The organism is Gimesia aquarii, from assembly GCF_007748195.1.
GTDB classification, from domain to species: Bacteria; Planctomycetota; Planctomycetia; order Planctomycetales; family Planctomycetaceae; genus Gimesia; species Gimesia aquarii.
The window spans coordinates 7261880-7287836 of record NZ_CP037920.1; the positions used below are offsets into that span (position 1 = coordinate 7261880).

Annotated in this window: 26 protein-coding genes and 1 pseudogene; 16 read left to right on the top strand and 11 right to left on the bottom strand. The window is 44.5% G+C overall.

The window, feature by feature from the left end; all coding sequences use genetic code 11:
• Positions 1 to 123 precede the first annotated feature (123 nt).
• Positions 124 to 1527 (top strand): neutral/alkaline non-lysosomal ceramidase N-terminal domain-containing protein, encoded by a 1404-nt coding sequence (locus tag V144x_RS27615; RefSeq protein WP_144990358.1) that lies wholly within the window; start codon positions 124 to 126, stop codon positions 1525 to 1527.
• Positions 1528 to 1577: 50 nt separating this feature from the next.
• Positions 1578 to 2726: an aminotransferase class V-fold PLP-dependent enzyme gene (locus V144x_RS27620; RefSeq protein ID WP_144990360.1), complete on the top strand. Its 1149-nt coding sequence runs from the start codon at positions 1578 to 1580 to the stop codon at positions 2724 to 2726.
• A 406-nt stretch (positions 2727 to 3132) separates the two neighbouring features.
• Here the strand turns inward: V144x_RS27620 and V144x_RS27630 are convergent, their stop codons facing one another.
• The 3 genes and pseudogenes from V144x_RS27630 to V144x_RS27640 form a co-directional block, all read right to left on the bottom strand.
• On the bottom strand, positions 3133 to 3381 hold the full coding sequence (locus tag V144x_RS27630) for a hypothetical protein (RefSeq protein WP_144990364.1): 249 nt from the start codon (positions 3379 to 3381) through the stop codon (positions 3133 to 3135).
• A 54-nt stretch (positions 3382 to 3435) separates the two neighbouring features.
• A complete protein-coding gene (locus tag V144x_RS27635) occupies positions 3436 to 3759 on the bottom strand; it encodes a hypothetical protein (protein ID WP_144990366.1) in 324 nt (107 codons plus the stop codon).
• 3 nt (positions 3760 to 3762) lie between these two features.
• Positions 3763 to 4074: pseudogene (locus V144x_RS27640) on the bottom strand (secondary thiamine-phosphate synthase enzyme YjbQ); the annotation flags it as partial.
• Positions 4075 to 4172: 98 nt separating this feature from the next.
• Here V144x_RS27640 and V144x_RS29090 point away from each other — a divergent pair.
• Complete coding sequence (locus V144x_RS29090) at positions 4173 to 4349, top strand: recombinase family protein (protein ID WP_390620824.1); 177 nt, start codon at positions 4173 to 4175, stop codon at positions 4347 to 4349.
• A 109-nt stretch (positions 4350 to 4458) separates the two neighbouring features.
• Here the strand turns inward: V144x_RS29090 and V144x_RS27650 are convergent, their stop codons facing one another.
• The 4 genes from V144x_RS27650 to V144x_RS27660 all read right to left on the bottom strand — a co-directional run bounded on the left by V144x_RS27650 (position 4459) and on the right by V144x_RS27660 (position 8356).
• Positions 4459 to 5025 (bottom strand): fatty acid desaturase CarF family protein, encoded by a 567-nt coding sequence (locus tag V144x_RS27650; RefSeq protein WP_144990372.1) that lies wholly within the window; start codon positions 5023 to 5025, stop codon positions 4459 to 4461.
• 317 nt (positions 5026 to 5342) lie between these two features.
• A complete protein-coding gene (locus V144x_RS28565; protein WP_197998671.1) occupies positions 5343 to 5501 on the bottom strand; it encodes a hypothetical protein in 159 nt (52 codons plus the stop codon).
• Between the two features lie 754 nt (positions 5502 to 6255).
• Positions 6256 to 7503 carry a hypothetical protein gene (locus tag V144x_RS27655; protein ID WP_144990374.1) on the bottom strand — a complete coding sequence of 416 codons (1248 nt, stop codon included), beginning with the start codon at positions 7501 to 7503 and terminating at the stop codon, positions 6256 to 6258.
• A 418-nt stretch (positions 7504 to 7921) separates the two neighbouring features.
• Complete coding sequence (locus tag V144x_RS27660) at positions 7922 to 8356, bottom strand: secondary thiamine-phosphate synthase enzyme YjbQ (RefSeq protein ID WP_144990376.1); 435 nt, start codon at positions 8354 to 8356, stop codon at positions 7922 to 7924.
• Positions 8357 to 8702: 346 nt separating this feature from the next.
• Between V144x_RS27660 and V144x_RS27665 the strand changes: the two genes are divergently transcribed.
• The 3 genes from V144x_RS27665 (at position 8703) to V144x_RS27675 (ending at position 11737) form a co-directional block, all read left to right on the top strand.
• Positions 8703 to 9311: a TetR/AcrR family transcriptional regulator gene (locus tag V144x_RS27665; protein WP_197998672.1), complete on the top strand. Its 609-nt coding sequence runs from the start codon at positions 8703 to 8705 to the stop codon at positions 9309 to 9311.
• Between the two features lie 66 nt (positions 9312 to 9377).
• Complete coding sequence (locus V144x_RS27670) at positions 9378 to 10442, top strand: hypothetical protein (protein WP_144990380.1); 1065 nt, start codon at positions 9378 to 9380, stop codon at positions 10440 to 10442.
• Positions 10439 to 11737, top strand: a complete 1299-nt coding sequence (locus V144x_RS27675; protein WP_144990382.1) for a Gfo/Idh/MocA family protein — start codon at positions 10439 to 10441, stop codon at positions 11735 to 11737. Before V144x_RS27670 ends, V144x_RS27675 begins: the two co-directional genes overlap by 4 nt.
• Positions 11738 to 11838: 101 nt before the next feature.
• On the opposite strand, the gene V144x_RS27680 is transcribed toward V144x_RS27675, so the two are convergent.
• On the bottom strand, positions 11839 to 12882 hold the full coding sequence (locus V144x_RS27680; RefSeq protein WP_144990384.1) for a 3-deoxy-7-phosphoheptulonate synthase: 1044 nt from the start codon (positions 12880 to 12882) through the stop codon (positions 11839 to 11841).
• A 43-nt stretch (positions 12883 to 12925) separates the two neighbouring features.
• Positions 12926 to 13447 (bottom strand): shikimate kinase, encoded by a 522-nt coding sequence (locus tag V144x_RS27685; RefSeq protein ID WP_144990386.1) that lies wholly within the window; start codon positions 13445 to 13447, stop codon positions 12926 to 12928.
• 396 nt (positions 13448 to 13843) lie between these two features.
• On the opposite strand from V144x_RS27685, the gene V144x_RS27690 reads away from it, so the two are divergent.
• The 10 genes from V144x_RS27690 (at position 13844) to V144x_RS27735 (ending at position 22305) form a co-directional block, all read left to right on the top strand.
• On the top strand, positions 13844 to 14416 hold the full coding sequence (locus V144x_RS27690) for an RNA polymerase sigma factor (RefSeq protein ID WP_144990388.1): 573 nt from the start codon (positions 13844 to 13846) through the stop codon (positions 14414 to 14416).
• Complete coding sequence (locus tag V144x_RS27695) at positions 14409 to 14858, top strand: hypothetical protein (protein ID WP_144990390.1); 450 nt, start codon at positions 14409 to 14411, stop codon at positions 14856 to 14858. The genes V144x_RS27690 and V144x_RS27695 overlap by 8 nt, the downstream gene beginning before the upstream one ends.
• On the top strand, positions 14858 to 16075 hold the full coding sequence (locus tag V144x_RS27700) for a GspE/PulE family protein (RefSeq protein ID WP_144990392.1): 1218 nt from the start codon (positions 14858 to 14860) through the stop codon (positions 16073 to 16075). The genes V144x_RS27695 and V144x_RS27700 overlap by 1 nt, the downstream gene beginning before the upstream one ends.
• Positions 16076 to 16153: 78 nt before the next feature.
• Positions 16154 to 17242 (top strand): type II secretion system F family protein, encoded by a 1089-nt coding sequence (locus V144x_RS27705; RefSeq protein ID WP_197993117.1) that lies wholly within the window; start codon positions 16154 to 16156, stop codon positions 17240 to 17242.
• Positions 17243 to 17333: 91 nt separating this feature from the next.
• A complete protein-coding gene (locus V144x_RS27710; RefSeq protein ID WP_144990396.1) occupies positions 17334 to 18563 on the top strand; it encodes a type II secretion system F family protein in 1230 nt (409 codons plus the stop codon).
• A 77-nt stretch (positions 18564 to 18640) separates the two neighbouring features.
• Positions 18641 to 19750, top strand: coding sequence for a type II secretion system F family protein (locus tag V144x_RS27715; RefSeq protein WP_144990398.1), 1110 nt, complete (start codon positions 18641 to 18643; stop codon positions 19748 to 19750).
• 22 nt (positions 19751 to 19772) lie between these two features.
• Complete coding sequence (locus tag V144x_RS27720) at positions 19773 to 20225, top strand: PilW family protein (protein WP_197998673.1); 453 nt, start codon at positions 19773 to 19775, stop codon at positions 20223 to 20225.
• A 2-nt stretch (positions 20226 to 20227) separates the two neighbouring features.
• Positions 20228 to 20827, top strand: a complete 600-nt coding sequence (locus V144x_RS27725; protein WP_144990401.1) for a PulJ/GspJ family protein — start codon at positions 20228 to 20230, stop codon at positions 20825 to 20827.
• A gap of 127 nt (positions 20828 to 20954) precedes the next feature.
• Positions 20955 to 21266 (top strand): hypothetical protein, encoded by a 312-nt coding sequence (locus V144x_RS27730; RefSeq protein WP_144990403.1) that lies wholly within the window; start codon positions 20955 to 20957, stop codon positions 21264 to 21266.
• A 100-nt stretch (positions 21267 to 21366) separates the two neighbouring features.
• Positions 21367 to 22305, top strand: coding sequence for a DUF1559 domain-containing protein (locus V144x_RS27735; RefSeq protein ID WP_144990405.1), 939 nt, complete (start codon positions 21367 to 21369; stop codon positions 22303 to 22305).
• Positions 22306 to 22330: 25 nt separating this feature from the next.
• Here V144x_RS27735 and xerD read toward each other — a convergent pair whose 3' ends face one another.
• Complete coding sequence (gene xerD / locus V144x_RS27740; RefSeq protein WP_144990407.1) at positions 22331 to 23281, bottom strand: site-specific tyrosine recombinase XerD; 951 nt, start codon at positions 23279 to 23281, stop codon at positions 22331 to 22333.
• A gap of 134 nt (positions 23282 to 23415) precedes the next feature.
• Entirely contained in the window at positions 23416 to 25680 is a 2265-nt protein-coding gene (locus V144x_RS27745; protein WP_144990409.1) for an ATP-dependent helicase, read from the bottom strand.
• Positions 25681 to 25957 lie beyond the last annotated feature (277 nt).

Genomic DNA, 25957 nt, shown 5'->3' on the forward strand with positions numbered 1-25957 from the left:
ACTTCGATCCTAATCCCGATGCTTTAAAATACCGACTGACCAGTGATCAATTTACGTCAACAAATTAAATCGACGTCCACTATAAACGTCATTGTAACTGCATGTGCAGCAATAGTCGTTCTAATGTTCTCGAGTTGCTTTATTTTGGCGGCAGAGTTTCAGGTCGGTGTTGCTCAGGTCGATATCACGCCTCCGATTGGATTTCGAAAGGGCGGGGGGTATGGCGAAATCGTGAGCACAGGAATTCACGATCCCTTGTTTGCCAAAGCGATTGTATTCCGACAGGGAACAACCAAAGTCGCCATTGTGATGAACGACTTGCTTTCCGTTCCACGAGAATTGAGCATCCAAGCACGAAAGCAGGCAAGTGAACGCACAGGTATCCCACTTCAGAATATAATCATCGCTGCGACGCATAATCATGGTTCTCCGGAGTACTGGGGTTCTCTGCGCGACCTGGCACACAACGCCGCAATGGCAAAACTTGGTACTGACCCCAAGGAGACGGTCGACTATCAGGCCAATCTTGTGGCAGCCTGGGTGTCAACGATTGAACAATCTGTCAAAAATTTGCGACCAACCCAGATTGAGCTCGCGATTGGGAGACAGCAAAGCTTGGCATTTAACCGCCGGTTCCACATGCAAGATGGATCGGTACGTTTCAATCCAGGGGCAGGCAATCCGGAGATTGTGCGTCCAGCCGGTCCTGTCGACGAAGAATTACCAATCCTACTCTTCCGTGAATCTACCGAAAGCAGAAAGGCCTTCGCATCTCTGTCGCTGTTCGCAATGCATACGGCAGTTGCTGGAGGTACGGAATTTAGCGCGGACTTCCCCGCAGTGATTCAGTCGCGGCTTCAAAAGCAATTCGGTCAGAACTTTATATCTGTATTCGCAGAAGGAACTGCGGGCGACATCAATCATATTGATATCAAGAATAAGAATCAGCTGAGAGGCAGACTGGAAGTCGAGCGAATTGGAAACAAATTGGCAGATACAATCATTCACGCGATTAGGACTTCCAGATCGCTCGACAAACCTGAGCTTGCCGTGAAATCGGAAACGGTCTTCGCACCGTTTGAGCCGATCGGTAAGGCCCGTTACAATGAAGCCATACACTTATTGCGAAACCAAAAAAGTCTGCGAGTTCCGTTTTTAAAACTTGTCGCGGCATGGCGTGACTGCCACCGCTACCACCATACTCTGCACTACGGTGACAGAAAGCCACTCGAAGTTCAGGCAATTAGGCTAGATAGAGATTCCGCAGTCGTTGCCTTACCACATGAAATCTTCGTCGAAATCGGATTCGCAATTAAAGCATCTTCACCATTTCGCAATACGATCGTGATCTCGTTGGCTAACGATGTTGACTATTACATCCCGACGAGACGAGCGTTTGAAGAAGGCAGCTATGAAGTGACGACATGCCCGCTTAACCCAGGTTGTGGCGAGTTGCTTGTGACATCAGCGCAACGATTGCTAAAATCACTAAAAATGGCAGAAACAACCGAACCTCAACAGCGATGACACACTCATTGTATGATAATACACGCTCATGCTCTCAATGAAATATGACCATGGAAATCACCGATACAAAACTGGAATGTCAGCGGGGACTGTTCAACCTTCCCGATGATATTTGCTGGCTTAACTCAGCCTATATGTCACCACTCTTACATTCGGTGCGCGAGGCTGGGTTGGAAGGTGTTGAACTTCGCGGTCGGCCCTGGAATATTTCAGCAGACGATTTTTTTGAGCCTGCAGAACAAGTCCGATCACTGGTCGCTGGGCTGATCTATGCAGATGCAGATGGCGTCGCACTCGTGCCTTCGGTCAGCTATGGTATTGGGATCGCAACGGCAAACCTTCCCGTCACAGCCGGACAAAACATCGTCGTCGTCGAGGAGCAATTTCCTTCCAACATTTACCCTTGGCGAGAACTGGCAAATGAGCGAAATGCGATTGTGCGCACCGTATCCATTCCGGAAGGTGGCTGGACAGAATCGATCATTAACCATATTGACAAAGACACGTCTGTTGTCTCCATTCCACACGTTCATTGGACCACCGGAGCTGAGTTTGATCTGGTGCGCATCGGCGCACAAGCGCGGTCCGTCGGCGCAGCTTTGGTCGTCGACGCGACACAGTCCCTCGGCATCCTCACATTTGATGTTGAAAAAATCCAGCCTGACTTTCTGGTTGCGGCAGCTTATAAGTGCATGCTGGGTCCTTATGGCTTGTCGTACCTCTACGTTGCACCACGATGGCGAAAAGGAAAACCACTTGAAGAAGGCTGGCTCAATCGCACAAATGCAGCAGACTTCTCACAGCTGACAGAATATTGCGATGACTATCTGCCAGGTGCGCGAAGATACGATTTCGGCGAACGATCAAACACAATCCTGCTCGCCATGGCAATCGCGTCTCTGGAACAGATCACGGCATGGAAAACCGAACGCATCGAACAATATACACGGCCGCTGGTTCAACGAATTGTCGCCAAGGCAGATGAAATGGAACTGTGGCATCCACCAGTCGAATCCTGCTCTCCATGCATGGTTGGTATCAGCCTTCCAGGTGGCTCTCCAAACACCCTTGGCAAGCAACTTGCCGCAAATGGGATCTACGTGAGCGTTCGCAAAGGAAACGCCAGAATTGCAACCCACGTCTACAATACGGAAGATGAAATTGATCGATTTTTCGATGTACTCAGGGATCTGACATAACCCGTACTAAAGTTGGCGAGCGAACCGCGTTGCCTGTCTTGATCAAGTCAGTCATGTGCCTAGCGTTTCTCAAACACATTGTGTAACACACTGACTTTTGACGTGTCTGGGAAAACAATCTCACCTACATCCCAAGGTCCACGCTCAAAGAACATCATACCTCCAGAACTTCGATATGTGTATGTCGAAGTCGTTGCCAAGGCTATTGAACTTAAGGATCAGGGAAAGACTCACATGGAAGTCTGCGAAGCTCTGAACGATCTTGGATTCAGAACTCGAACCGGCAAGCTCTGGCGGCATCCCCAGCAGATTGTGAAGCTGTTTCGCTCTTTCGAGGGTTTAGCAGTTGTCACTTATCATTCGTGTAGTCGTTGTAGGATACGCCCGAATTCTGACTGGTAAATTGCTAAGTGTGGCCTTCCTTCTTATAGATTTCGACGCACTTTTCGTATGGTGGATTGGCGAGCTTGCCACCCCGTCTGCCATAGTATCCGACATGTTCCGGCCACTCCAAGCTATTCATGTCTTGAACTTGAATCTCCCACCATGACCAACGAACCACGTGGGATTTTTTGATGAGTTCCAAGGCCTTGTTCATGTTCGTGCAGGTATAGAACACCATTTCATCTGCACGCCAATCCTGTGGAGTACCCATTATTTCATGGTGTAGTACGATGAAAACTTTTATCTTGCTACTCCCCAATAATTTCTAATCATATTGCTCCAACAGTTGCTGCCACCAGATGTCTAGATTGTCTTCATCGTATGCAGTCATAAGTTTAGCCAATTGCCCCGATGCCTGTGATTTCAATTTAATGTTTATGTCTGGCTCTAAGAACCACAACCATCCAAGCAGCTCTTGGGGGCTTGGTGGACTTCCATCTGGGCACCAGTCAAACGAAGATTCGTTGACACCAATTGTAGTACCGAAGATTGCCTTGAGGCATGAAAGACGGTCTTCTACCCTTTCGACTTCGGAAACTTTTGATAACTGTACTCGGCGAGATACTGACGAACTATCACTCAAATCCATAACTCACTCCCCAATAATCTTCACCAGAATCCGCTTTCGCCTGCGACCATCGAACTCATAATAAAAAATGTGCTCCCACGGCCCAAGGTGTAGTTTACCATCAGTGATGGCAACCACAACTTCGCGACCCATGATCTGGCGTTTGTGGTGGGCGTCGGCGTTGTCTTCTCCTGTTCGATTATGGTGATAGCGTTCGGGACTGGGGTCAAAGGGCGCCAGTTCTTCGAGCCATTTGTCGTAATCGTGATGCAGGCCCGATTCGTTGTCGTTTATGAAAACAGAGGCGGTTATGTGCATTGCGTTCCCCAAACACATTGCATAACACACTGCCTTTTGTCATAACCAGGAAAACGATCTCACCGACATCCCAAGGTCCACGCTCAAAGAACATCATACCCACAGAACTTCGAAATGTGTACGCCGAAGTCGTTGCCAAGGCCATTGAACTTAAGGATCAAGGTAAGACTCACAAGGAAATCTGCGAAGTTCTAAACGATCTTGGGCTCAGGACTCGAAGAGGGAAGCCGTGGCGACATCCGCAGCAGATTGTGAAGTTGCTGCGTTCGTTTTACATAATTGTCAAAAAATGAATACAGTGTTAATGAAAAAAACCAGAGTGACATTTCTTCTGTTTGGGTAAAACAATTAAAACGGGGGCGCCTCTGGGACGCCCCACATACTAGAATTGTTTAGAATCAATTAGCGGCGCGGGGAAACACCGCTCAACAGATAAACAACGAATTCCAAGAATCGCCAAAACTTAAGCTTATCGAGAACAGGATTCATAATGTTGGAAATCACACAATAATGATCATCGAAAGGAGTTCCGTGATGACCTCCGACATGGTGCTTTTGTGTTTGTAAAATTTGAAGCTTCTGAAGAATCCGGATTGCTTGTGGAACTTTTTTTACTTGGAGATGAGTAAAGTAGTGAATTTCGTTTGCTACCGCTCCAATTGACAGAGCCACCCCCCATGCAGGTGTCAAAATTCCGAGAAAATAACTTCCTGCCAGAAAAATGACTGCAAGCCCTATTGTCATTGAGTTGCGGTCCAGAAACGACGAATGCGTGAACGCCATTGGATGAAGGTGGTGTTCCAGATTAGGTTGAATAACTAACTTTCCAAAAAAGGGCGTGTTTTCGTTTCCGTAGGAATCTTCCAGCCAGTGAAAAAATCCGCTTAAGAAATCAACAAGTAGGATACACCCAATATATGGAAGTAAGTTGATGATCAGGTGTGTGAGAAAAAGGAAAAAGTAGTTCATAATCAATTCTCCGCATACAGAGAATCACACAGCGATGGGATTCTGGTACAATCCATTAAGACGCCCGACTGGCTTTTTCAATGCGTGATTCAGTTTAGTTCTAGAGATGCCATTACAGAGGCACTCTCTTGAAGGTGGAACAATCACTATTGCGATTGTCTTAGGCGTTTAGAGCGACCGGGTGCTGGTACCACACGGTCGCTCGTCTCTTTAAGGATCCTTTCTAGTAATTACTTGGATTGATGATCGAAACTTACAATTCAGGCAATTTCCAAATCAGTTGTTGTATTCAAGTGACTTCGCAAGGTAATGTCTGGTCACACTCTGTTAAAGCGACTTCGGGGAGAGAGTTGTTTCAGCAGCTCCATAATCTCGTTGGCTCGCTTCAGCCATTCATCATTAGAAATACTTGTGGCCCCTTGGACGATTGCTTCACTAACACAATTGCGTTTTGCCAGTGTTTTTTGGTCAAGCATGGATTACTCCATCGTTACCGTGGTGGGATAGTTCTTGTTGAGTCAATTCTGGTTTCACGATTCCCAATTTCAAATCGCGCATCATGAGATCTCAATTTTTGAGATACAGAATTGGTGTGAGCAGAAGGGCGTCCGTCCCATTGCAAACAATACTCTTAAGCAGGACAACGTGCTCCGTTGTTGTAACTTCATCATGTGCAAACAGTGGGACCCCAGAGGGGGATGGGATAACGTAGACCATTGCAGGTTCTACCATCAGTTATGTTCAGCGCAATCTTTAGTAGATCATGTTTTCCGACGCGGTCACTCAATGACGCTGGATCAGTGGCTTGTCGAAGACCCAGCCGGTATAGGTCAGCTCATGGTCGAGGTAGGATACGAAGAGAGCGTCAAATTGAGGTCGCTAAGGCAATCTAGTAAACGAGCTCAGTTGAGATACTGGAAGAGCATGGTATGGCGTGACCGATTGACTTCAGAGTGTCGAAGTCAATCAGAGTTCAAGTTGATGGTTTTGACATTAGATCGCTTTCTTTTGAGCAGATTGACAATCGAAATCATTCCCAATCCTTTTCATAATTGGGCTTTCGAAAACTCTTTTCGGTTCTGTTAAAATCAATTAACTTGAAACTGGACTTTATCTCTGCAAATTACCAAACATACTCGAAAAATAAAAACACGGCCCCACAAATAGTGTGGCCGTGTTCTAAAACGTATACATTTATGTCAAGAACGACTACGCCCCCGACATTGGCGATCAAAGCTTTCCTTTCACCAAAATTAGGTTATCGCGATTAAAATTCTCAAATTCGTTAATTTGCAAGCTCGCTAACTTACCGTTTGAAGTACGCGAAGTACTATTTTGCATCTCCCCCATTATGGCTGAGAGAGACAATCCCAGTAAGATCAAAACAATTGGAAGAATCTTTGATTTAGAGCTTTGGTATGCTCGAATAAAGCGATTCACATACACTCTTCCCCACGTCTCACAGATGAATGGTAGGTGGGACTTTTTCAGATCAAGTTCGTATCCCAAGTGTAGACGCGAAACTCCGCGGGAATTTTTTGCTGCATCGAAAACGAGTTTAGCAAATTCTTCCGCTAGTGGATGTTTAATCTCGTTCAACGTTTCGATGAAGTTTAGGACATTGTACCAATGCCCTTCGTCAATATCGTGTGCCATTAGAGAAACTTCAAGTAGCTCAACCAATCCGGAGCGCATTCGATGAGTATCCGAAAGAAACAATCCTACATGCATATTAATATAACCTGCAAGCCCCCGAATTTGACGCGTTGAAATTGCTCCTTCTGGTGAATTGTCAAGTTTAGCTACCGGCATTCCAGCGTCGTATAATCGTGATACCCATTCCCCAACCTGCTTAAAAACGGTGCAGGATACAGCACCTGACGCGAGAAATCGGCGTTTGCCATCAACGATTTCGGTCGCGTCGATGTGATGGGCGATTGCAACTAGAGTTTGACGAATATTTCTAGCTGCAACTGTTTTCCATTGCGACTGACCAGGCAACTTTGCTGCAAGTGCAAACATCTCATCACTGGTGACAAAATCTTCCAAATAGTGGAAGCCGGTCGGCTGCGGAAATTTGCTTTCGTCAAGTAACTGTTCAATCTGTGCTGTGTGCTTCAATAAACGCCGTGATTCTTCGGTTTTGCCATTGATATCGATTGGGTCAACTAGATCAATGTTGCCACGTGAAGAACAGCGACGGATGATCAATTCACACCAGTCTGTTAAACGATTACTGGACCAGCCATTTAGAAAAACGGGCATTCCCTGTTCCATTCTTTCACGCCAGTTTCCATCAACGGCATATTCATTAAAGAACTGTGTTAAGACATGGCGTTTTCTTGAGTCTCCTGTAAGGCGGAGTGCGAGTCCATTCATACCGAGGTGCTCATTGTTCATGTAGTCATCGCCGACCTTAAGCGCGCGACTGTAAAGATGTAGTAGTCCTGTCGATGCGGTTTTTTTCTTTCCTGACATGGTTCATCCTCTACATAATGTAATTAAAGTCCTAGTTTCTGAGATTGCTCATTTTAATTTCATCGCTGTGTGCATTGTAATCGCACTTTGTGAGACAGATTATAACTTATTTCTGCTTGCGCGTTGAAGTTGTCATGGGAACGGAAAAACAAGTTAAAAGGTTCAAAGTCATTTTATTAGCTGAAAACTCTGTCCTAAGTGGGGAGGGAGTATGGGCTTAGTCCCTTTACTGCTCGTTGGTTTCTGTGTCTAAGCAACCGTACTATTTCGATTGGTAGTCCAGCCTCAGTTAGAACCGAATTGAGCATTAACGGCATTGAGTTCTCCGAACAATTTCAATCAAGAGATTATTCTGTTTTGTGATCGGCCACTGATAATGGCAATTGTCACACGACTTTGTATTCTATTTTCAGCTGATCTACTCCCCAATAATCTTCACAAGTATCCGTTTCCGCCTGCGACCATCAAATTCATAATAAAAGATGTGTTCCCAAGGTCCCAGGTGCAGTTTACCATCTGTGATCGCAACGACCACTTCGCGGCCCATGATCTGGCGTTTATGGTGAGCGTCGGCGTTGTCTTCCCCCGTCCGGTTGTGAAGATACCCGCCGGTATTGGGATCACTGCCCGCATCAAACGGAGCCAGATCCTCCAGCCAACGGTCATAGTCTGCATGCAGCCCCGACTCGTTGTCGTTGATAAAAACTGACGCGGTTATGTGCATTGCGTTAATGAGTATTAAACCATCGGAAACCCCACTTTCTTCGACCAACTGTTCCACATCATTATGAATCGACACAATCTGGCGTCTCTGGGGGATATCCATCCAGAGCTCTTTAGTAAGTGATTTCATGTTACAAGGTTACTCCCATTCTTTGATATTTTCAGAGCGTATGCTGGTGTAGTTTCCCTGATTTACAGTAAGCGAGTTCAGCCCATGGCCATCGCAACCCGTAAAGTAATTGCTAAAAAAGAAGATCGAGCCGCAGACTGAGACAAATCAATCATGAAAATCATATTCGTGTTGTGACTACTGAAACTTTCTCTCAATATAAAGAAACATTTCAATAAAAAGTAGAGATCTCAAGCTCCACCACAATGACAGATTTTTTTAGAAACTCGGATATTATCTCATTCTGCCCTTGACTAGACTGATAATCTAGATCAACATTCTAATCATGAATAATAAGTCTAACAACATGTTACGAGCAAAAAGTGGACGTCGAATCTCGACGGAACAGCGACGTCGTGAAATTCTTGATGCTGCACTGGCCTGCTTTTTAGATAATGGTGTGGCAGGCACTACAATCGAACAAATTCGAATCGCTTCAAAGGCCAGCCACGGCAGCATCTACCACCTGTTTCGTAGCAAAAATGAAATTGCACTCACTCTCTTCGTCGAAGGGATGCATGACTATCATCGAAAGATCTTACAAGCCTTGGAGAATGAATCTACAGCTTATGGCTGCATGCGTGCCATGATTACCACCCACTTGCAAGATGTGAAAGATGACCCGCCGCTGGCCCTTTATCTAACACGACTTGGGATGGCTGACGATCTCGGAGAAATCAGTGAACAATATCGATCATTGAATGACGATTATGTTCAATCCGTTTGGCCACACTTCGAACCGTTTGTCAAACAGGGTGAGATTGTTCGACATTCTCCAGAACTTTATATCTCATTAATCGTTGGTCCCGCCATTCATTTATGTCGAAGCTGGCTCCGCGGGCGCGTTGATCAGGACCTACTCTCAGCGACCAACACTTTAGTGGAAGCCGCGTGGATGTCGCTGCAGCCAAAATGACGTTATTTCGAAATGGGAACATTCATTGAGTGGTACTTCTAACATAACCAACATCAAGAGCATAAAATGAACTCATTTACTTACACAAAACAAGGTGCTATTACCTGCCTGCTGACATTCAGTATCACCTTGGCCTTGATGTTCAGATCGAGTCTGTTTGCTGACGATTCAAAATCGAGTCGAATTACTGTTTCAAAAGTCGAGAACGCGCTCCTTAAACCAAACAGTACGAAAGACAGTTTTCATTTCGAAACGAAACAGATACGGGGAACGATTCGTCTGGATGGCCCCTACCATGGAGTCAATCGACTGACTGATAAGCGCACGGGAAAACAAGTCATTGATGAGAGATATTCAGCTTTGAATTTCTATAAATTGATGTCCGTCAATCAAGTCATGGGTGAGCCGCGGAAGATGGAACGCACGATCAAATACGGCGCGCATTGGGCCGAAGTGAAATGGGCTCCGACTGAGTCACATCAGGCCGTTCTCACAGCACGATATGAAGTAATTGAGCCGAACGCCATCGATCTCACATTGACGGTTCAATCACGGGGAACATACTCGGGCTACGAAGTGTTTATGCCTAATTATTTTAACAAGTCATTTCGACCCTACATCTATTTATGGACACGCGGCCGTCAGGCAGAAGAACTTGTCTTACCACGAGTCAACGATGTCTTTCGTGAAACAGTGTTGGTTTTTCCTCGTGATGCCCACGCAGCACGGCACTGTATCGATGGACGTTGGGATCGAAGTGAATGGAACCGGTCCACAGTTCAGATGTGTCCTGTGCGCCATTATGCACGTTGCTTCGCCTTCATGGCAGATAAAGAAAAACAATTGGGAGTTGTGCTGATGTCGCAACCTCAGGATTGTTATGCGATTAGTACACGATACCATGCTGACAAAGACTCTGAGCGCCTCACTTCTTACAGTGCGTTCGACTTCTCGCTGTTCGGCGATTATCTGATACCAGGTGATAAGAGAACGGTTAAAGTTCGTTTGGCTTTGACTGCCTTGGATCGAAACATGTCACAACCATTGAAGCTTTACCAGACATTCACGGCAGAGAGGGACGATCGGCGAAATCAATCGAAGCAACTCAACTCAGAAGGGATGACACCATGAATGATGCTCAAGATTCTCAAACCTCGCGTCGAGGATTCCTACATTCATCGGCTTCTGCTGCGGTAGGCGGGGCATTGGCTTCTCAGATTGGTTTTCCGGCTATCGCCTCTGGTACGGGGAATACAGAAACGCTACGGATCGGGCTGATTGGCTGTGGCGGACGTGGGTCTGGTGCAGCGTTAAATGCCTTGAAAGCCGACAACAATGTTGAACTCTCTGCTATGGGTGATGTGTTTAAAGACAATCTTGAATCGAGCTTGAACCTACTCCAAAAGGAACTCCCGGAAAAAGTGAAGGTGCCCGTAAATCAACGATTTGTCGGCTTTGATGCCTATCAGAAAGTGATTGACAGCGACGTCGATATTGTCTTGCTGGCCACGCCACCTGGTTTTCGACCTTTGCATCTTAAAGCTGCCGTTGAAGGTGGCAAACATGTGTTTATTGAAATCACTGCTGCAATCGACGCCCCCGGCGTTCGTTCTGTGCTGAAGTCGTCTGAGTTGGCCCGGGCAAAAGGCCTCACAATCGTCTCTGGATTTTGCTGGCGATATAATCATAGTCTTCAGGCAACAGCAGAACAAATTCGTGCAGGTGCTATCGGAGAAGTTCGCGCACTGTACGCCACCTATTATCGTGGTGCACTCCATCATAAATACCACGGAGAGCGTACACCTGAAATGACCGATATGGAATGGCAACTTCGCGACTGGTATAATTATCTCTGGCTTTCCGGCGATGTGACCCTCTTGCTCTCCGGCGCACATAGCGTCGATAAAATGTCCTGGTGGCTCAATGACGTCATGCCGACCGCGGCCGTTGCCCTCGGGAGCCGCGCGATTCCCTCTGAAGCAAACACGTTTGATAACGGCTTTGTTGTTTACGAGTATGCCAACGGTATTCGAGGATTTCTCGGCTGTCGATCACAAGACGGATGTTATACATCAAACGGAGACTACATCATTGGAACAAAGGGAATTTGCAAAATTTCCCGCACACCCGTAATTGAGGGAGAAACCAATTGGCGCTATCGTGGCGTGAAAAACAACATGTACCAAACTGAACACGATGAACTCATCGCCTCAATCCGTGCCGGCAAGCCGATCAATGATGGTACGAGAATGGCTCGCACAACAATGATGGCCATTTTAGGCAGGATGGCCGCCTACACAGGTAAAAGGATTACATGGGAGCAGGCTCTCAACTCACAGCAAAAGCTTGTACCTGACGAACTGGACTGGGATCTGAAAATCGACCAACCTCCGTTAGCTGTACCGGGGTTGACACGGTTTATTTAATTCTTTTTTTAGGTTTCCAATCTGCCGTGCCACATCGAGTCTGATAGAATTGCTGATGACCTTTTCACAGATGTTTTACAGGCTCTGGTAGTAGAGACCGGCTAAGCCAATTTTTCGTGGGCAGTCAGAATCAAGTTTTCGGTTTCTTCCCAGTCGATACACTCATCAGTGATGGAAACACCATACTGTAGCTGTGACAGATCGTCTGTCAGTTTTTGGTTACCAGCATGCAGGTTGCTTTCCAGCATTAAACCGATAATTGTTTCGTTACCGGCGACGCGCTGGTCAATCACATCATTCCATACAATGCCCTGATTACGATAATCCTTGTTGGAATTGGCATGGCTACAATCGACCAAAAAGTGAGGAGAAAGCCCTGCCGATCTGAGTCGATCGGCGGCAGCCTTCAAATGTTCCCGTTGGTAATTTGGCCCAGAGCGTCCACCACGTAAAATCAGATGCCCCCAAGGATTTCCTTTGGTATTTATAACACAGGTCTGTCCATCTGCATCAATACCCAGAAAGCTATGTGGGCTTTGTGCTGCAAGCATGGCATTTAATGCGACATCCAGACTGCCGTCGGTACCATTCTTATAACCGACGGGCATTGATAATCCGCTGGCCATCTGACGGTGTGTCGGCGATTCTGTAGTACGTGCACCAATAGATGCGATCGAAATGGCATCCGCAATATATTGAGGTGTAATCGGTTCCAACATTTCCGTTGCCGTAGGAAGTCCGATTTCACCGATTTGGAGTAATAACTGACGGGCAATCTTTAAACCAGAGGAAACATCAAAGGTCCCATCCAGATGTGGGTCATTAATGAGGCCTTTCCAACCGACAGTGGTGCGTGGTTTTTCGAAATAAACCCGCATGATCAAAAACATGCAGTCGTCAACTTTTGAAGAGAGTTCTTTCAAACGTTTGGCATAGTCGACAGCTGCCTGGGGATCATGAATTGAGCAGGGACCGACCACGACGATCAGTCGCTGGTCTTCTCCGGAAAGGATGCGTTTAATTTTTTCACGGGACTCACTGACTGTCTGGGTCACTTTATCCGTACGCTTGTAAGTCTCTTTGAGTTCCTTAGGAGCAACCAGACGGATCGAATCATGAACGTTGACGTTTTGTATGGGTAGCATCGGTTCTTCAATCGTTTTCATTAATATTAAGTGAAGTAATCTATTAGAAAGCCAGTTGCTGACAGATTTGGGAGACCACTTCCTGTGGAGTTAGTTGGGAGGCATCTATTTTTATTTGTGCGTACTTTTCATAAAGTGCATATCGGCTCTTGTACAGTTCTGCCAGGCTCGTTCCTGGCTCTATCAACACACCCCGGTCAAAGGCATCTGAAATACGTTGTTCCAGCACTTCAGGAGACACATCCAGCCATACTATCGTACCAAGAGAACGAAGATGTTGCATGGCTTCATTACTATAACAGACACTCCCTCCTGTAGAAATGATCGATCCTGCCGATTGAATGGATTGAACGTATGCAGACTCAATTTTGCGAAACCCCTCTGCAGAATGCTCGGAGATAATCTCTATAAGTCTTTGAGACTCGCCGGACTCTATCAATTCATCCGTATCAAGGAATGGAAAGCCTGTCTGTTCAGACAGTAGTTTACCGACTGTCGATTTTCCAGACCCGGGCATACCAATAAGTACAACCCCTCTTACAGAGGGATTGTCGTTTTGGACCATCACTGTTTCTCCCCAAGATTGAATAAGGGAAGTCTAGAAATTGCTCGCAAAATGTCTTTTGTGAATTCTAAGGCCAAAAACATAAATGGTGCATCTTCAACATATATAATGACTTATGTAATATAAGCATAATATGTGTTCGAAAATTAATAAAAAATCTAATAAAGAGAAAACAAATAATCTCACAATTATTGTCTAATAGTGTCTAAGTGGAAGTTAAGTTGAAAGTTAAATAGTTATTATCTAGTTGAAATGAACACAAGCATCAGTTTGATGTTTATAGAAATTTCGCTGGAATTTTGCTCGTCAAACATCTTAACAATTCTGTTAAGACATTGTTGTTATGTTTCTATAACGGCAATCTGAGTTATTCTGAAGCTCGAAGAATCGAATTCAATGGTGGAAAAACTGTCACCTGTCAAGTTTGCCGCAAAGATACGCTGTTGTGCCAACGATCTCGATGATCATGGTGTCAGTAAGTTAGGTTCGCTTTACGATTTGACGGCACATCGTCTCATCAGGTATGCAGTGACGGTCACAAAGAACACAGCTGACGCCGAGGACGCAATTCAAGCTACAATGGTGCGGATCGCCATGAGACCCCAAATTTTGGCAACGGCACAGCAACCTTGGGCCTATTTATTGAGAGTCACAAGAAACGAAGCATTAAGAATTTTACAAAAACGAAAACCATTACAAATCTTCTCACAGTGCAAACAGCTCTGGTCACGAGATTCTGCAACTGTGGAAGAGAATGACGAAGCACAAGTAATCAGGCGGGCATTAAAACGACTGCCGACGAACCAGTCGGAAGTTGTCGTTTTAAAGATTTGGGAGGATATGACATTTGCTGAAATTGCCAATGTGCTGGATGAATCGCCCAATACCGTGGCCAGTCGCTATCGTTATGCACTCCAAAAGCTAGATAATTACCTGCGTCCCACGACGCGTGAGGATATCAATGTTTGAGTTTGAAGACCATCATTTTCTAGAAGAACAATTAGCGAAAGCTGGCGCCGCTTCTGTCCATTCTTTACGGAACAGTCATCGTCAGCAAGTGCTGAATGCAGCACGACAGGCGCGCACTCGAAGAAATCGCTTGCAAAGTCTGGCTGTAATTTCCATGCTCTTTTTCGTAATGACTCTTTTCTTTTCCACGAAAACTCCAGAGCTGAGAGAAAGTGCCTCCTCTCATCATGCTCCCGGTTGGCCCAAGACCATTTATGCGAGAGGCAGTCAAGTTTTAGGACTCTCTACCACAACTTCACAGCCAGGGGCAATTAAGACTGATTGGAATTCTGTGCAGGCGACTCTCAAACAATCCTGTGAATGGGGGCTTGTTGACGCCGTCGTTCGCTTTCGGGATGAGCGTGCAGGAACGATTGAGCAGATCTTTGATCGAGGCGATTAATGCAGGAGACCTTGTCCCAATACTTTCAGGAGCAGCTTCCTGAAAAAGCAGAGAGCCATCCGGAATTCGTAACTGAGTTGGTAGATTTAATTTTAAATCAGGCTCAAGCCATCAATGCCAGCGATATTCACTTGCTACCCACTGAAAATCAAATGCGTATGGATTGGCGCATCGATGGCGTATTGCATCACATAGCTGATTTTTCACATGAATTAGCACCACGAATTACCGCACGCTTAAAAGTGATTTCACATTTATTGACATATCGAACCGATGTTCCTCAAGAAGGGCGAATTCGTCAGCAAGGGGAACAAGCGGTGGAAACGCGGATCAGTACTTTCCCCACGCTTTATGGAGAAAAGGTTGTAGTGCGTTTGTTTGTCGGGTCAGGACAGTACAAGAACCTGGAAAGCCTGAACCTGCCTGACGAAATTCTCACAGACTTGAAACACTTACTTACCCAGACCGGTGGAGTCGTCTTGATGACCGGTCCCGCAGGCAGTGGAAAAACAACAACCATCTATGCCTGTTTACGTGAAATTATACGGCAATCGCAGGGTTCAAGAAGTTTGGCTTCACTTGAAGATCCGATTGAAGTCGTAGTGCCTACAGTGGCCCAATCACAGGTGAACCCATCCGCTGGATTTGATATGGTCTTGGGACTGCGGTCATTGCTGAGGCAGGACCCTGAAGTGATCATGGTTGGGGAAATCCGTGATCGTGAGACGGCAGAAACGGTTTTTCAGGCGTCGCTATCAGGGCATCTGGTTGTGACCACATTTCATGCGGGTAGCGCAGCTGAGGCTGTCAGCCGTCTATCAGATATGGGAATTGAGCCTTACTTACTACGTAGCGGATTATTAGCAATTCTAAGTCAGCGCCTCTTGAGGCGTCTTTGCTCATGTGCGCAATTTTCAGATAAGGAAGAGGATCGTCTGGGTTTGCATGTTGAGAAATGGAAAGTACCCTCAGGGTGTTCTGATTGCGGTCAGACCGGATACCTAGGTCGAGTTGTTCTGACAGAAATGCTTCAGCCGAATCACGTTGATGTGACGAATGCGATTTTAAATCGGGCAGATTCGTCTGCATTGCACCAGCTGGCGGTTCAATCAGGAATGCGCACACAGTGGGATCGTGCATTACAGGCAGTCAACCAGGGAATTGCAAGCCCTGCAGAAGTACGACGAATTTTGGGTATGACTCGCACGGAAACCTAAATGAGGTGACCTGATTAACAAACGGCAAAGAATAAAAACAGTACTGAAATGATCGTTTCTATCTAAGAGAGTATGAACATGAATTCGAGAGAAGGTTCAGAACCATCGAATCCAATGGAAACGAAATTTGAACTTGATGAATTGATTGCCTTGAATGAAGAAATCATTTCATTAGTTCAGGCAGGGATACCACTGGAATTAGGTTTGCGAGAAATGGGCAATGAACTTCCTGACCGCTTGGGAAAGATCAGTTCAAAATTAGCAAACCGAATGGAACGAGGTAGTTCATTATCTGAAGCGATGAACTCTGAAGGCTCTCAGTTTCCCAAAGTTTATCGAGTGATTGTCGAGGCGGGAATCAAATCTGGAAAGTTAACGGTGGCCTTGGAGGAAATGTCAAATTATGCCTGGGAACTGTTTCATTTAAGACGTCAGATCGGCATGGCAATGGTTTATCCGCTGATCGTATTTAGTCTAGTTTATGGTTTGTTTCTAATTTTTCTGTTCGAAATGCTTTCGCGCTTCAATATGGCTTATGAAATATTTCGGTTCGAACAATCTCGACCATTACATTTTTTAAATACAATGGAATCAACAATCATTTACTGGGGGTTAATTCCACCATTATTACTGTTTCTATTTGTCATCTTATGGATGCGAACAGGTAGCTCCCAGTTACTCAACTTTAAAGGTACCAGTCGCCTGGTCGGATGGATTCCTGGAGTTCATAAAATTGCTAATTATTATCGCTATGGCAACTTTTCGGAGTTACTTTCGCTCTTGATTCAACAGAATATCCCCTTTGCCGAATCCATCGTGTTGTCAGCGGAGGCAACCGGCGATGATCAATTGGTGAAATCTGCGAATCTTATGGCAGAGCGACATTTAAAATCTCAACAGGAAACAAGTGAGTCAGCAAAAGAATATGGCTGGCCACCACTGTTAACCTGGCTATTGACAACAAAAAATCAACAGGGTGAGTTAAGTCTCGCATTAAAAAACGCTGCAGATATGTATCGGAGAAAAGCGACCAATTATACACGCTGGTTCAGGGTCCTATTTCCTATTTTTACCGGAGCAATCATCGGGGGGGGAGCTGTTTTGTGTTATTCTCTCGTTTTATTTCTACCGTTCTCCGATATGCTTAAACAATTGGCAGAGCCTTGAAGTTCTAGATCTAAAGAAGAGTGAATTACTTTTAATTTTGAATATCGTGATATTTTATAACGATTATTCGTTTTCACGGGATTGAAAATCGATGGTTTGGTATCGTTACCAGGGAATCAATTTGAAAGGAAAAAATGTATCAGGCCGTATTCATGCCGCTGACCGGGATGAAGTGGCCAGCATGCTTCAAAATCAGGGTGTGAAAATTGAATGCATACAGGAAGAAGCGGCCGTTTATGCTACTTCTAGTGCAACCAGTGAGAATAGTATGTCAAATTTGTCTTCTGGTGATTTTGAAGTGATTTCGGAACATCTGTCTGATTTGACACGCGCTAAGCTGCCTTTGTCTGTTGGATTGGAGGCCGTTTCACATGAAATCGAAAATGCTCGCCTCCGTTCCGCAGTACAGAAATTGGCAGCACAGCTTGATGCTGGTAAAGATTTGGAAACGGTGTTATCAGAGTCTAAAGCACCACGCGAGCTTTGCGCTCTGGTTCATGCTGGTATCCGGTCAGGAAGAATGAGTGAAATTTTAGCCGATTATGTTGCTCACACCAGACAACTGGGTGAAATGAAAAGCCAGTTACTAATGGCACTCAGCTATCCTTTGATTCTAGTCGGCTTCGCATTACTGGTGTTGTTGAGCATGTTGATTTGGATCATTCCCTCTTTTAAATCGATCTATTTGGACTTTCAAATCGAATTGCCGGAAATTACTCTGAAACTTTTTCAAATGTCCGATTTTTTGTGTACTCAGTGGTGGTGGTATCTGCCAGCAGCACTGTTTGGAATTGCTGGCTGTCTGTGGCTTATGAAAACAGAAATTGGTCAAAGGGTGATACAGAAACTCATTTATCGCTTACCATTGGTAGGAGGGCTTTTAAGTGGGATTACAGTCTCTCGATTTTCTCATTTACTCGCCTTACTTGTTGATAATGACGTCCCTTTTATCGACGCATTGAAAATGACTGGTGAAAGCTCAAGCAACTATGAAATCCGGACTGCCTGCAGACAATTCTCACAAACCGCTTCAACAGGACAAGCTCAAATTTCATCACTGGAATCATTAAATATCTTTCCTGTTACTTTTTTGCAAACACTATCAAACCAAACAGGGACCTCTTCACGTATAGGACCAAAATATTCTGTTGAGATTCTCAATGCATTGGCAGACATGCTGAATAGCCAAACGAGGGTTCGTATCACGTTTTTTGCTTCAGTGGTGGAACCACTCATTATTATATTCTGTGGAATTTTAATGGGGGGGTTATTTATTGCCATGTTTGCGCCATTGATTCAACTGATGAACTGGATCGCTTAAGAATAGAGGTCCAATTCCATTTGAATCTTCTATCTATCAGACAGTAAGTGGAACTTGTTGAAAGAGATCATTAGTCAATGACCAAGCGGGACAGCTTCAATCAGTTCGAGCGATTATTGCGTCTGGAAAATAGTTCTATTTTGCGTGGATCGTTTTCTTTTTTAGGACGAGTGACTAAATCTCAACAAGTGGCATTACTACGTATTTTAGCGGTCGCTTCAGAAAAGCAGCTTCCGTTAATCGATGTACTGGAAGCATTCGCCAAAGATGTGCGAGGTCATTGGAGACATCAAATCATACGTTTAGTCGATTTGCTCAGAAGTGGGATCCCTTTAGCGGAAGCATTGGAGAAGATCCCGTCTGTCATTCCCACAAAAGCTTTTTTTCTGGTTAAGGCTGGGGCAGAATCTGGCACGCTCCCTTCAGCCCTGGCAATGGCTGCTGAAGTTTGTGCAGAACAGCGCAATGAACGCGATAGTCTACGCGCAGGAGTCTCCTATTACATTGTATCTGTCCTGTTTATCTTAACATTAATCCTAAGCTTCATCTGCTACTGGATTATTCCCAAAATGAAAAAGATTTATTTCGATTTTGAAGTCGAGTTACCAGCTTTAACATTGGATATCATTAGGGCTTCAGATTGGTTGGTAAGATACTATTGGATCTTTCCATTACTGCTTTTAACAATCTATTTACTACGTGCATTGTTAATCAAAACCGAATATCTCGAGTACAGAGGGAGACCGATGTATTTTTCAGGTATTTATCCGCGAGGAAGGGCACCTGATGTATTGCGGTTTTTACATGTCGTGACAGACTCAGGACGTCCTTTGATGGGAGCATTTGAGACACTAACTCATTGCACAAAAAATCGTTTTCTATCACAACGTTTTCGAGCGATTTTGGAAGACATTCGAAAAGGTAACGATTGTTGGACTTCCTTGCACGATTACAGCCTATTGACACCAGGTGAAGTACGCTTGCTACAGTCAGCTCAACGAGCAGGGAATTTGAGCTGGGCTCTTAAAGCCATTGCGAAAAGTATCGAACGACGCATTGATTACCGAATGGCGTTAATCAGGGAATATCTGGAACCAGCTTTGATTCTAAGCATGGGTTGTCTGGTCGGTGTGTTCGTAATCGGTTTATTTTTGCCACTTGTGGAACTTATGAATAATTTAGCATAAATGTTTTGTTTTGGTTAACACAGTGAAAAATAAATATCACATCAATCAAGAATTTCCCTTCGCTAAGAACCTGCAATGTATTCAGCGGGGATTCACACTTGTTGAAATGATGGTTGCCGGCGTACTGTTAATGACAGTCACGATGATTATTGTTCCAGCCATTTATTGGGTACACTGCGAACAAAAGCAAACAGAACATTGCCAAATTGCAATCGTCGAAGTTGAAAATCTGATGGAACGCATTGTTGCTTTGCCTTTTGATGACGTCAACCAACCAGCAGTAGATAAATTTGCTCTCTCAGAAAGCACATTGGGACAGTTACACGATCCTAATTTAGCTATTGAAATCACTGAATCCGGTGATCCTCCACTAATGAAAAAGATTCAGATAGAGTTAGGCTGGAAGGATCAGCATGGAGTGAATGTGGCACCTGTGCGATTGACTTCATGGGTGTGTCCCAAAGAAAGTTTGTAGTGATGCAGCGTTTTATTGTTAGTTCGATGAAAACACACCACGGAAGTGCTCCTGGTATTTCACTGGTGGAGGTAGTTGTTGCAATGGGAATTGCAACGGTGCTGATGGGTATCAGCATGACAACAATGAATACAGTCATGCGTACAGAACGCGAAACCAGTAAAGCGACATGGTTAGGATCGTCCTTTTATCGATTTTCTCGTCTCATTCGGTCTGATATCCATGCGGCTGACAGCTTGGACTTTCTGGATGAGGATACTCGTAACAGTCCTGAATTGACGATTAAAAAAGCCGGTAATGAAGTTGTGAAGTATCGTATCGAGGGCAGTCGTATTTTCCGTATCGTTACTCGGAAAGATCAGCAGGTTCATCAGGACGTATTTTATTTACCTGAAGGATCTCATGCTTATTTCTTTCAACGAAAGCGTTCAAATCAAGCAGGAATTTCAATCAATCGAGCACGTCAATTAAATTTACCAGCACAAAATGATGCCAATAAAAACGAAGCTTCAACCAGAGAATTGTCAATTATTTCTATAATAGGCCATGACCATCGACTGGCCTCAATCCGAAAAAAACAACCGGAAGAAGAAACAAAATAAAAGAACAGGCGAGGTCATTAATATGCGTAGTTCAGCAAATTCACAAGTATCACTCGGCAGAATAACGCCTCGCAGAGGTGCTGTATTAGTAATTGTTATGATCTGTCTCCTATTAATTTCACTTTTGATGTCGTCATTACTGAAATCTGCCTTATTACAAAGGCGACAAATCATAAGAGAGCAAAATCGTGTACAGGCAGAATGGATTTTGGAATCAGCACTGGAACGGGCTGCACAACAACGACTGGAAAACAATGAATACAAAGGAGAGGTCTGGGAGATTAGTCCTATGGACCTTGGAACGCGTTATGCAGGTTCTGCAGAGATAACGCTGAAAACTGAGGGAAAAGATGATCGTCAGATCTCGATCCAAGCGCGTGTGATTTATCCTGAAAATGCATCATTTTCAGTCACTCGTACAAAAAATATAGTTTTGTGATCTAATTTATATCAGAGATCCACCAAATTGATTTTATAATTCTTATTTGATTCTATTTTGTAAGCTATTATTGATTTTATATATTTGGAGAATGAAATTTATGAAAAACCCTCTTCTCAATTATCGAAGTCGGTCCAGTGGCGAACCCCATGGATTCACTTTGATTGAACTTCTTGTTGTGATTGCCATTATCGCGATTTTAATTGCACTATTACTGCCAGCAGTTCAACAAGCGCGCGAAGCAGCCCGACGCACACAGTGCAAAAACAATCTGATGCAAATCAGTCTAGCAATTCAAAATTATGAAATGGCATTTGAGATTTTACCCGCCGGAGTCTACAACCAGACTGGCCCTATAAAAAATGAACCCGTGGGTTATCACATGGGATGGTTGGCTGGTTTAATGCCTTATCTGGACCAGCCGATTTTGAATCGTTCAATTGATTTTAATGAAAGCGTTTATGCACCAGTGAATCAGCAAGCTCGAAAAGCACCTGTTTCGGTTTTACGGTGCCCTTCAGACCCGAAAGATTCGCTCACAATATCTAAAGCAGAGAATAACATTGAAGTCTATCAGACCAATTACGCAGTTTGCTATGACGCAATAGATACCCCCATCAATATTGATAATTCTGGCGTGATGTATTTAAACAGCAGCATCAGCTACGACCAGATTACAGACGGCAGTAGTAATACGATTTTTATCGGTGAGCATCTATTTCAAGATAATGACCTGGGTTGGATGTCGGGAACAAAAGCCAGTTTACGAAATACGGGTTCTTTCAATGCGGATTTACCGAATAATCTGAGACACTACAATAGACCCAATCAATCTTCGTCTGACGAACTGAATGAAGAAAAGATAGAACCAATTGATCCACTACTCAGAGTGGGAGGGTTTGGCAGTTACCACCTAGGTGGTGCCCAATTTGGATTCGGAGATGGCAGAGTCAAATTTATTTCGGAAGATATTGATGCTGCCTTGTTTGAACAATTAGGTAATCGCGCTGATGGCAAATTGATCATGAAAGAGTTTTAATTGAAGCCGACAAAGCGTGATTGTTTTACCCTCGCGGATGATACATCTGATGCACTGCTTTCAAGCGGCTGTGATCTACGTGTGTGTAGACTTGAGTCGTTCGGATGTTAGCGTGCCCTAATAGTTCCTGCAGGGCACGGATCTCAGCACCACCAGCCATCATATGTGTGGCGAAACTATGCCGCAATGTGTGAGGGCTGACCTCTTTACTGCAACCAATTCGGGCTGCATTTTTCTTAACGATATTCCAGACCATGATCCGTGATAATTGCTTACCTCCACGGTTGAGAAAGAGCGATTGTTCCGCCTGATTTCGTTTTATCATGTGCGGTCGTTCATGATTCAGATAGGCTTCAACGGCAGCTACAGCAACAGGATTCAGTGAAACGATTCGTTCTTTATTCCCCTTGCCGATACACCGAGCGTAGCCTTCCTCAAGCTTAACGGCACTTAAAGGTAGATTCACAACCTCACTGACACGACAGCCTGTGGCATACATCATTGCCAGAATCGCACGATCACGTAATGGATAGCGATCTCTTTTACAAGGAGCCATCAATAGTTCGTTCACTTTTTCAGGACTTATTACCTTAGGTAAGTAATTCCAGAGTTTGGGAGAGTTGATCAGGTCGGCAACACTCTCAGCCAAAATTCCTTCCAGAACCAAGTAGCGAAAAAATAACTTGATTGATGCTAAGTGACGCGCAATGGTTGTTGCTGCCAGTTTTCGTTTATTGAGATGTTGCAAGTATTCGGACAGAAATTTTAAATCAACATCACTGAAAGGACGTGGTTTCTGCTTACAATACCAATCTAGAAATTGAACAATGTCTGACCTATACGCTGATAGTGTATTGTGAGCCATTCCACATTCTGCCTCCAGATAATTCAAATAAGGCTCTAAATGCACTTTTGGATCAGCATTCTTACGGGCCTGAAATTTAGATTTTGCTGGTGGCTTTTTACGTGGTGGCATGCAAGGACCTATTGGCTACTGATCGCACAAAACTATTAAAGCGAACACGTTAGAACTGCTGGTGATTCCTCAGCTTGAATCGAGACCTGTATTTTATCGGTGGGAAACGAGGTGAGCCTTGAGCCTGGAGCCGATTAGCGCAGTCCCAACGGTTGTAATGGACAATGGGCGGCCATAAAGGTCTGACTTTCTTTCTCATTGTCAAAAATGACATTGACCGCTCGTTTTCGGGCATAACCACTCATTGATATGACTGTACCAACACCATAGCGCGGATGCCGTACACGCATACCGACTGAAAAACCTTGTGGAAGATCTGCTGCTTCTGGAGTCTCTTTCAAGAGATCTGCGCCTGTCATCAACAACGGGCGTTTTGATGTTGTAGCTTTCAATGTTTCGGAATCAACTTCACCACGTTTGACTGATTCAACAAACTCATCAAAGTGAGATTTCGAGTCAGATATGTGATCCGTCTGGTCTTTAACATCGACATCGATTTCTTTCAGGAAATCACTGGTAATGGTTCGCCAGGGACGACCTCTTAAAGAACGTTCTCGGGTTTGCGTCAAGAAAAGACGTTGTTCGGCTCGAGTGATACCAACAAAAAATAGTCGCCGCTCCTCTTCCAAACCGTCTCGATACTCGTCACGTAGAACACGCTCATGCGGAATCAGGTTTTGTTCGACTCCGATGATAAATACGACTGGATATTCCAGTCCCTTGGCAGCATGCAGGGTCATTAATGTTACGCGGCCAGCGGAATCATCTAATTGATCGGTGGCACTAGCCAAGGTACTCACTTCCAGAAATCCTTCCAGTGTTGTTTCTTCTCCGAAAATTTCATCATATTTCCGAGCCGTTGACAGCAATTCATTGACATTGGCAATCCGCTGTTGATCTTCTTCGTCAGGACTTTCTTTCCAGCTGTCGACCAAGCGTGTACTGTCGATAATCGCTTCCATTAAATGCGCAACTGAGCCAGAGTCGGCCATTGAAAAGCTGGAAATCATCTTGGCAAAACGGGCAACCATCGTAGAGGCTCGTTTGGAAAGAGTCGGACAGTCTGTAGCTTGATGAGCAGCCTCTAAGAGACGAACCCCTCGTTCATCCGCCCAGCGAATCAGCTTATTCTGCGTTGTCTTACCGATCCCTCGTAATGGTTTATTTACAATCCGAGAAAAAGCAATACGATCATCCGGGTTATTAATTAATTTCAAATAAGATAGCAAGTCTTTGACTTCTGTCCGTTCATAAAAGGCTACGCTTCCGGCCAATTGATAAGGAATTTTATATCGCGCAAGCGCCAATTCGAGTTCTCGGGATAGCGAATTCACCCGGTAAAAAATTGCGAAATCCGAGTAATCAAAGTCTTCCTGATCTATAGAATTACGAATTCGTAAGGCCACTTCATCAGCCTCTTGACGTTCATCATTAAAGCACAACAATTCAACGGGTTTGCCCTCTTCATTTTCAGTAAACAGAGTTTTGGCTTTACGTTTCTGATTATGTGAAATTAAACAGTCAGCTACGCGCAGGATTTCTTTTGTACTGCGAAAGTTTTGTTCCAACCGAATCGTTTTACAATCTGGAAAATCTCGCTCAAACTGTAAGATGTTTTCGATTTTTGCACCGCGCCAGCCATAAATGGATTGATCAGGATCACCAGTCACACAAAGATTCCGTGTGTTCAAAGAAAGCCCCATCACAATTTGATATTGCGCCAAATTCGTATCTTGGTATTCATCAACAAGAATGTACTGATATCTCTCATCCAGACTCTCCCGTAACTCGGGAGAGTCTCTTAAAAGACTGGCTACATGCAACAGTAAATCATCAAAATCAACGGCATTTGATTCCAGTAGTAATCTCTGATACACCGGATAGACCCGCGCGGCAACCGCTTGTAGGTGATCTCCAACAGACTCCTGATAAGCTTCAACAAACTGTTCTGCACTAATCAGATCATTTTTCGCGCGACTGATCATTGATCCAATCGTTGATGGATTGTAGGCAACAGTATCGATATCTAATTCGTTCAGAACATGACGAATGAGTTGTTGTTGATCAGTCGTATCGAAAATCGAAAAATTACTATCAAGTCCAACCACATTTCCATATCGTCTTAAGATACGAACACAAAATTTATGAAAAGTAGAGATTTCCACACGAGCGTTTGGGATCAATTGTTGGACCCGTTCGCCCATTTCATCTGATGCTTTATTCGTGAATGTGATGCCTAAAATTTGGTGCGGGGAAATCCCAGTATGAATCAGTGAAGCAATGCGGTGGGTGATCACACGTGTTTTACCGGAACCAGGACCAGCAAGCACTAAAAGTGGACCTTCATGATATGAGACCGCTTCAAATTGCGGTGAAGTCAGGACCTGCTGAAAATCCAAGAGAAATTCCTTTAGTGTCGTAAAGTTGAATTCAAACAGACGAAGTCATCAATGTATGTTGTGGACTCGGAAATTCCAAACCGAATGACCCGATTATCACACCACCCAAATGTGAACATATGTATGTTTTGCCTATGATGTGAATACAAGTTGCTTTGGTTGATTGCACAATATTTACGGGTCCACTAGACTGCGCAGAAGTGGTGCTATGACGTGCTTGGATATGTTGCAAAAAGAATAATGACTTTCTGACATTGTCGATACCGAGAATTAGGCT

Bases quoted from the DNA above. Each gene is read 5' to 3' on its own strand.
- V144x_RS27700 (WP_144990392.1), top strand. From the start codon at position 14,858: ATGCAGGAGACCTTGTCCCAATACTTTCAGGAGCAGCTTCCTGAAAAA.
- V144x_RS27655 (WP_144990374.1), bottom strand. From the start codon at position 7,503: ATGTCAGGAAAGAAAAAAACCGCATCGACAGGACTACTACATCTTTAC.
- xerD (WP_144990407.1), bottom strand. From the start codon at position 23,281: ATGCCACCACGTAAAAAGCCACCAGCAAAATCTAAATTTCAGGCCCGT.
- V144x_RS27690 (WP_144990388.1), top strand. From the start codon at position 13,844: ATGGTGGAAAAACTGTCACCTGTCAAGTTTGCCGCAAAGATACGCTGT.
- V144x_RS27620 (WP_144990360.1), top strand. From the start codon at position 1,578: ATGGAAATCACCGATACAAAACTGGAATGTCAGCGGGGACTGTTCAAC.
- V144x_RS28565 (WP_197998671.1), bottom strand. From the start codon at position 5,501: ATGCTTGACCAAAAAACACTGGCAAAACGCAATTGTGTTAGTGAAGCA.
- V144x_RS27615 (WP_144990358.1), top strand. From the start codon at position 124: ATGTTCTCGAGTTGCTTTATTTTGGCGGCAGAGTTTCAGGTCGGTGTT.
- V144x_RS27635 (WP_144990366.1), bottom strand. From the start codon at position 3,759: ATGGATTTGAGTGATAGTTCGTCAGTATCTCGCCGAGTACAGTTATCA.
- V144x_RS27675 (WP_144990382.1), top strand. From the start codon at position 10,439: ATGAATGATGCTCAAGATTCTCAAACCTCGCGTCGAGGATTCCTACAT.
- V144x_RS27685 (WP_144990386.1), bottom strand. From the start codon at position 13,447: ATGGTCCAAAACGACAATCCCTCTGTAAGAGGGGTTGTACTTATTGGT.
- V144x_RS27735 (WP_144990405.1), top strand. From the start codon at position 21,367: ATGAAAAACCCTCTTCTCAATTATCGAAGTCGGTCCAGTGGCGAACCC.
- V144x_RS27670 (WP_144990380.1), top strand. From the start codon at position 9,378: ATGAACTCATTTACTTACACAAAACAAGGTGCTATTACCTGCCTGCTG.
- V144x_RS27680 (WP_144990384.1), bottom strand. From the start codon at position 12,882: ATGCTACCCATACAAAACGTCAACGTTCATGATTCGATCCGTCTGGTT.
- V144x_RS27715 (WP_144990398.1), top strand. From the start codon at position 18,641: ATGACCAAGCGGGACAGCTTCAATCAGTTCGAGCGATTATTGCGTCTG.
- V144x_RS27630 (WP_144990364.1), bottom strand. From the start codon at position 3,381: ATGGGTACTCCACAGGATTGGCGTGCAGATGAAATGGTGTTCTATACC.
- V144x_RS27710 (WP_144990396.1), top strand. From the start codon at position 17,334: ATGGTTTGGTATCGTTACCAGGGAATCAATTTGAAAGGAAAAAATGTA.
- V144x_RS27650 (WP_144990372.1), bottom strand. From the start codon at position 5,025: ATGAACTACTTTTTCCTTTTTCTCACACACCTGATCATCAACTTACTT.
- V144x_RS27725 (WP_144990401.1), top strand. From the start codon at position 20,228: ATGCAGCGTTTTATTGTTAGTTCGATGAAAACACACCACGGAAGTGCT.
- V144x_RS27660 (WP_144990376.1), bottom strand. From the start codon at position 8,356: ATGAAATCACTTACTAAAGAGCTCTGGATGGATATCCCCCAGAGACGC.
- V144x_RS27665 (WP_197998672.1), top strand. From the start codon at position 8,703: ATGTTACGAGCAAAAAGTGGACGTCGAATCTCGACGGAACAGCGACGT.
- V144x_RS27730 (WP_144990403.1), top strand. From the start codon at position 20,955: ATGTCGTCATTACTGAAATCTGCCTTATTACAAAGGCGACAAATCATA.
- V144x_RS27695 (WP_144990390.1), top strand. From the start codon at position 14,409: ATGTTTGAGTTTGAAGACCATCATTTTCTAGAAGAACAATTAGCGAAA.
- V144x_RS27705 (WP_197993117.1), top strand. From the start codon at position 16,154: ATGAATTCGAGAGAAGGTTCAGAACCATCGAATCCAATGGAAACGAAA.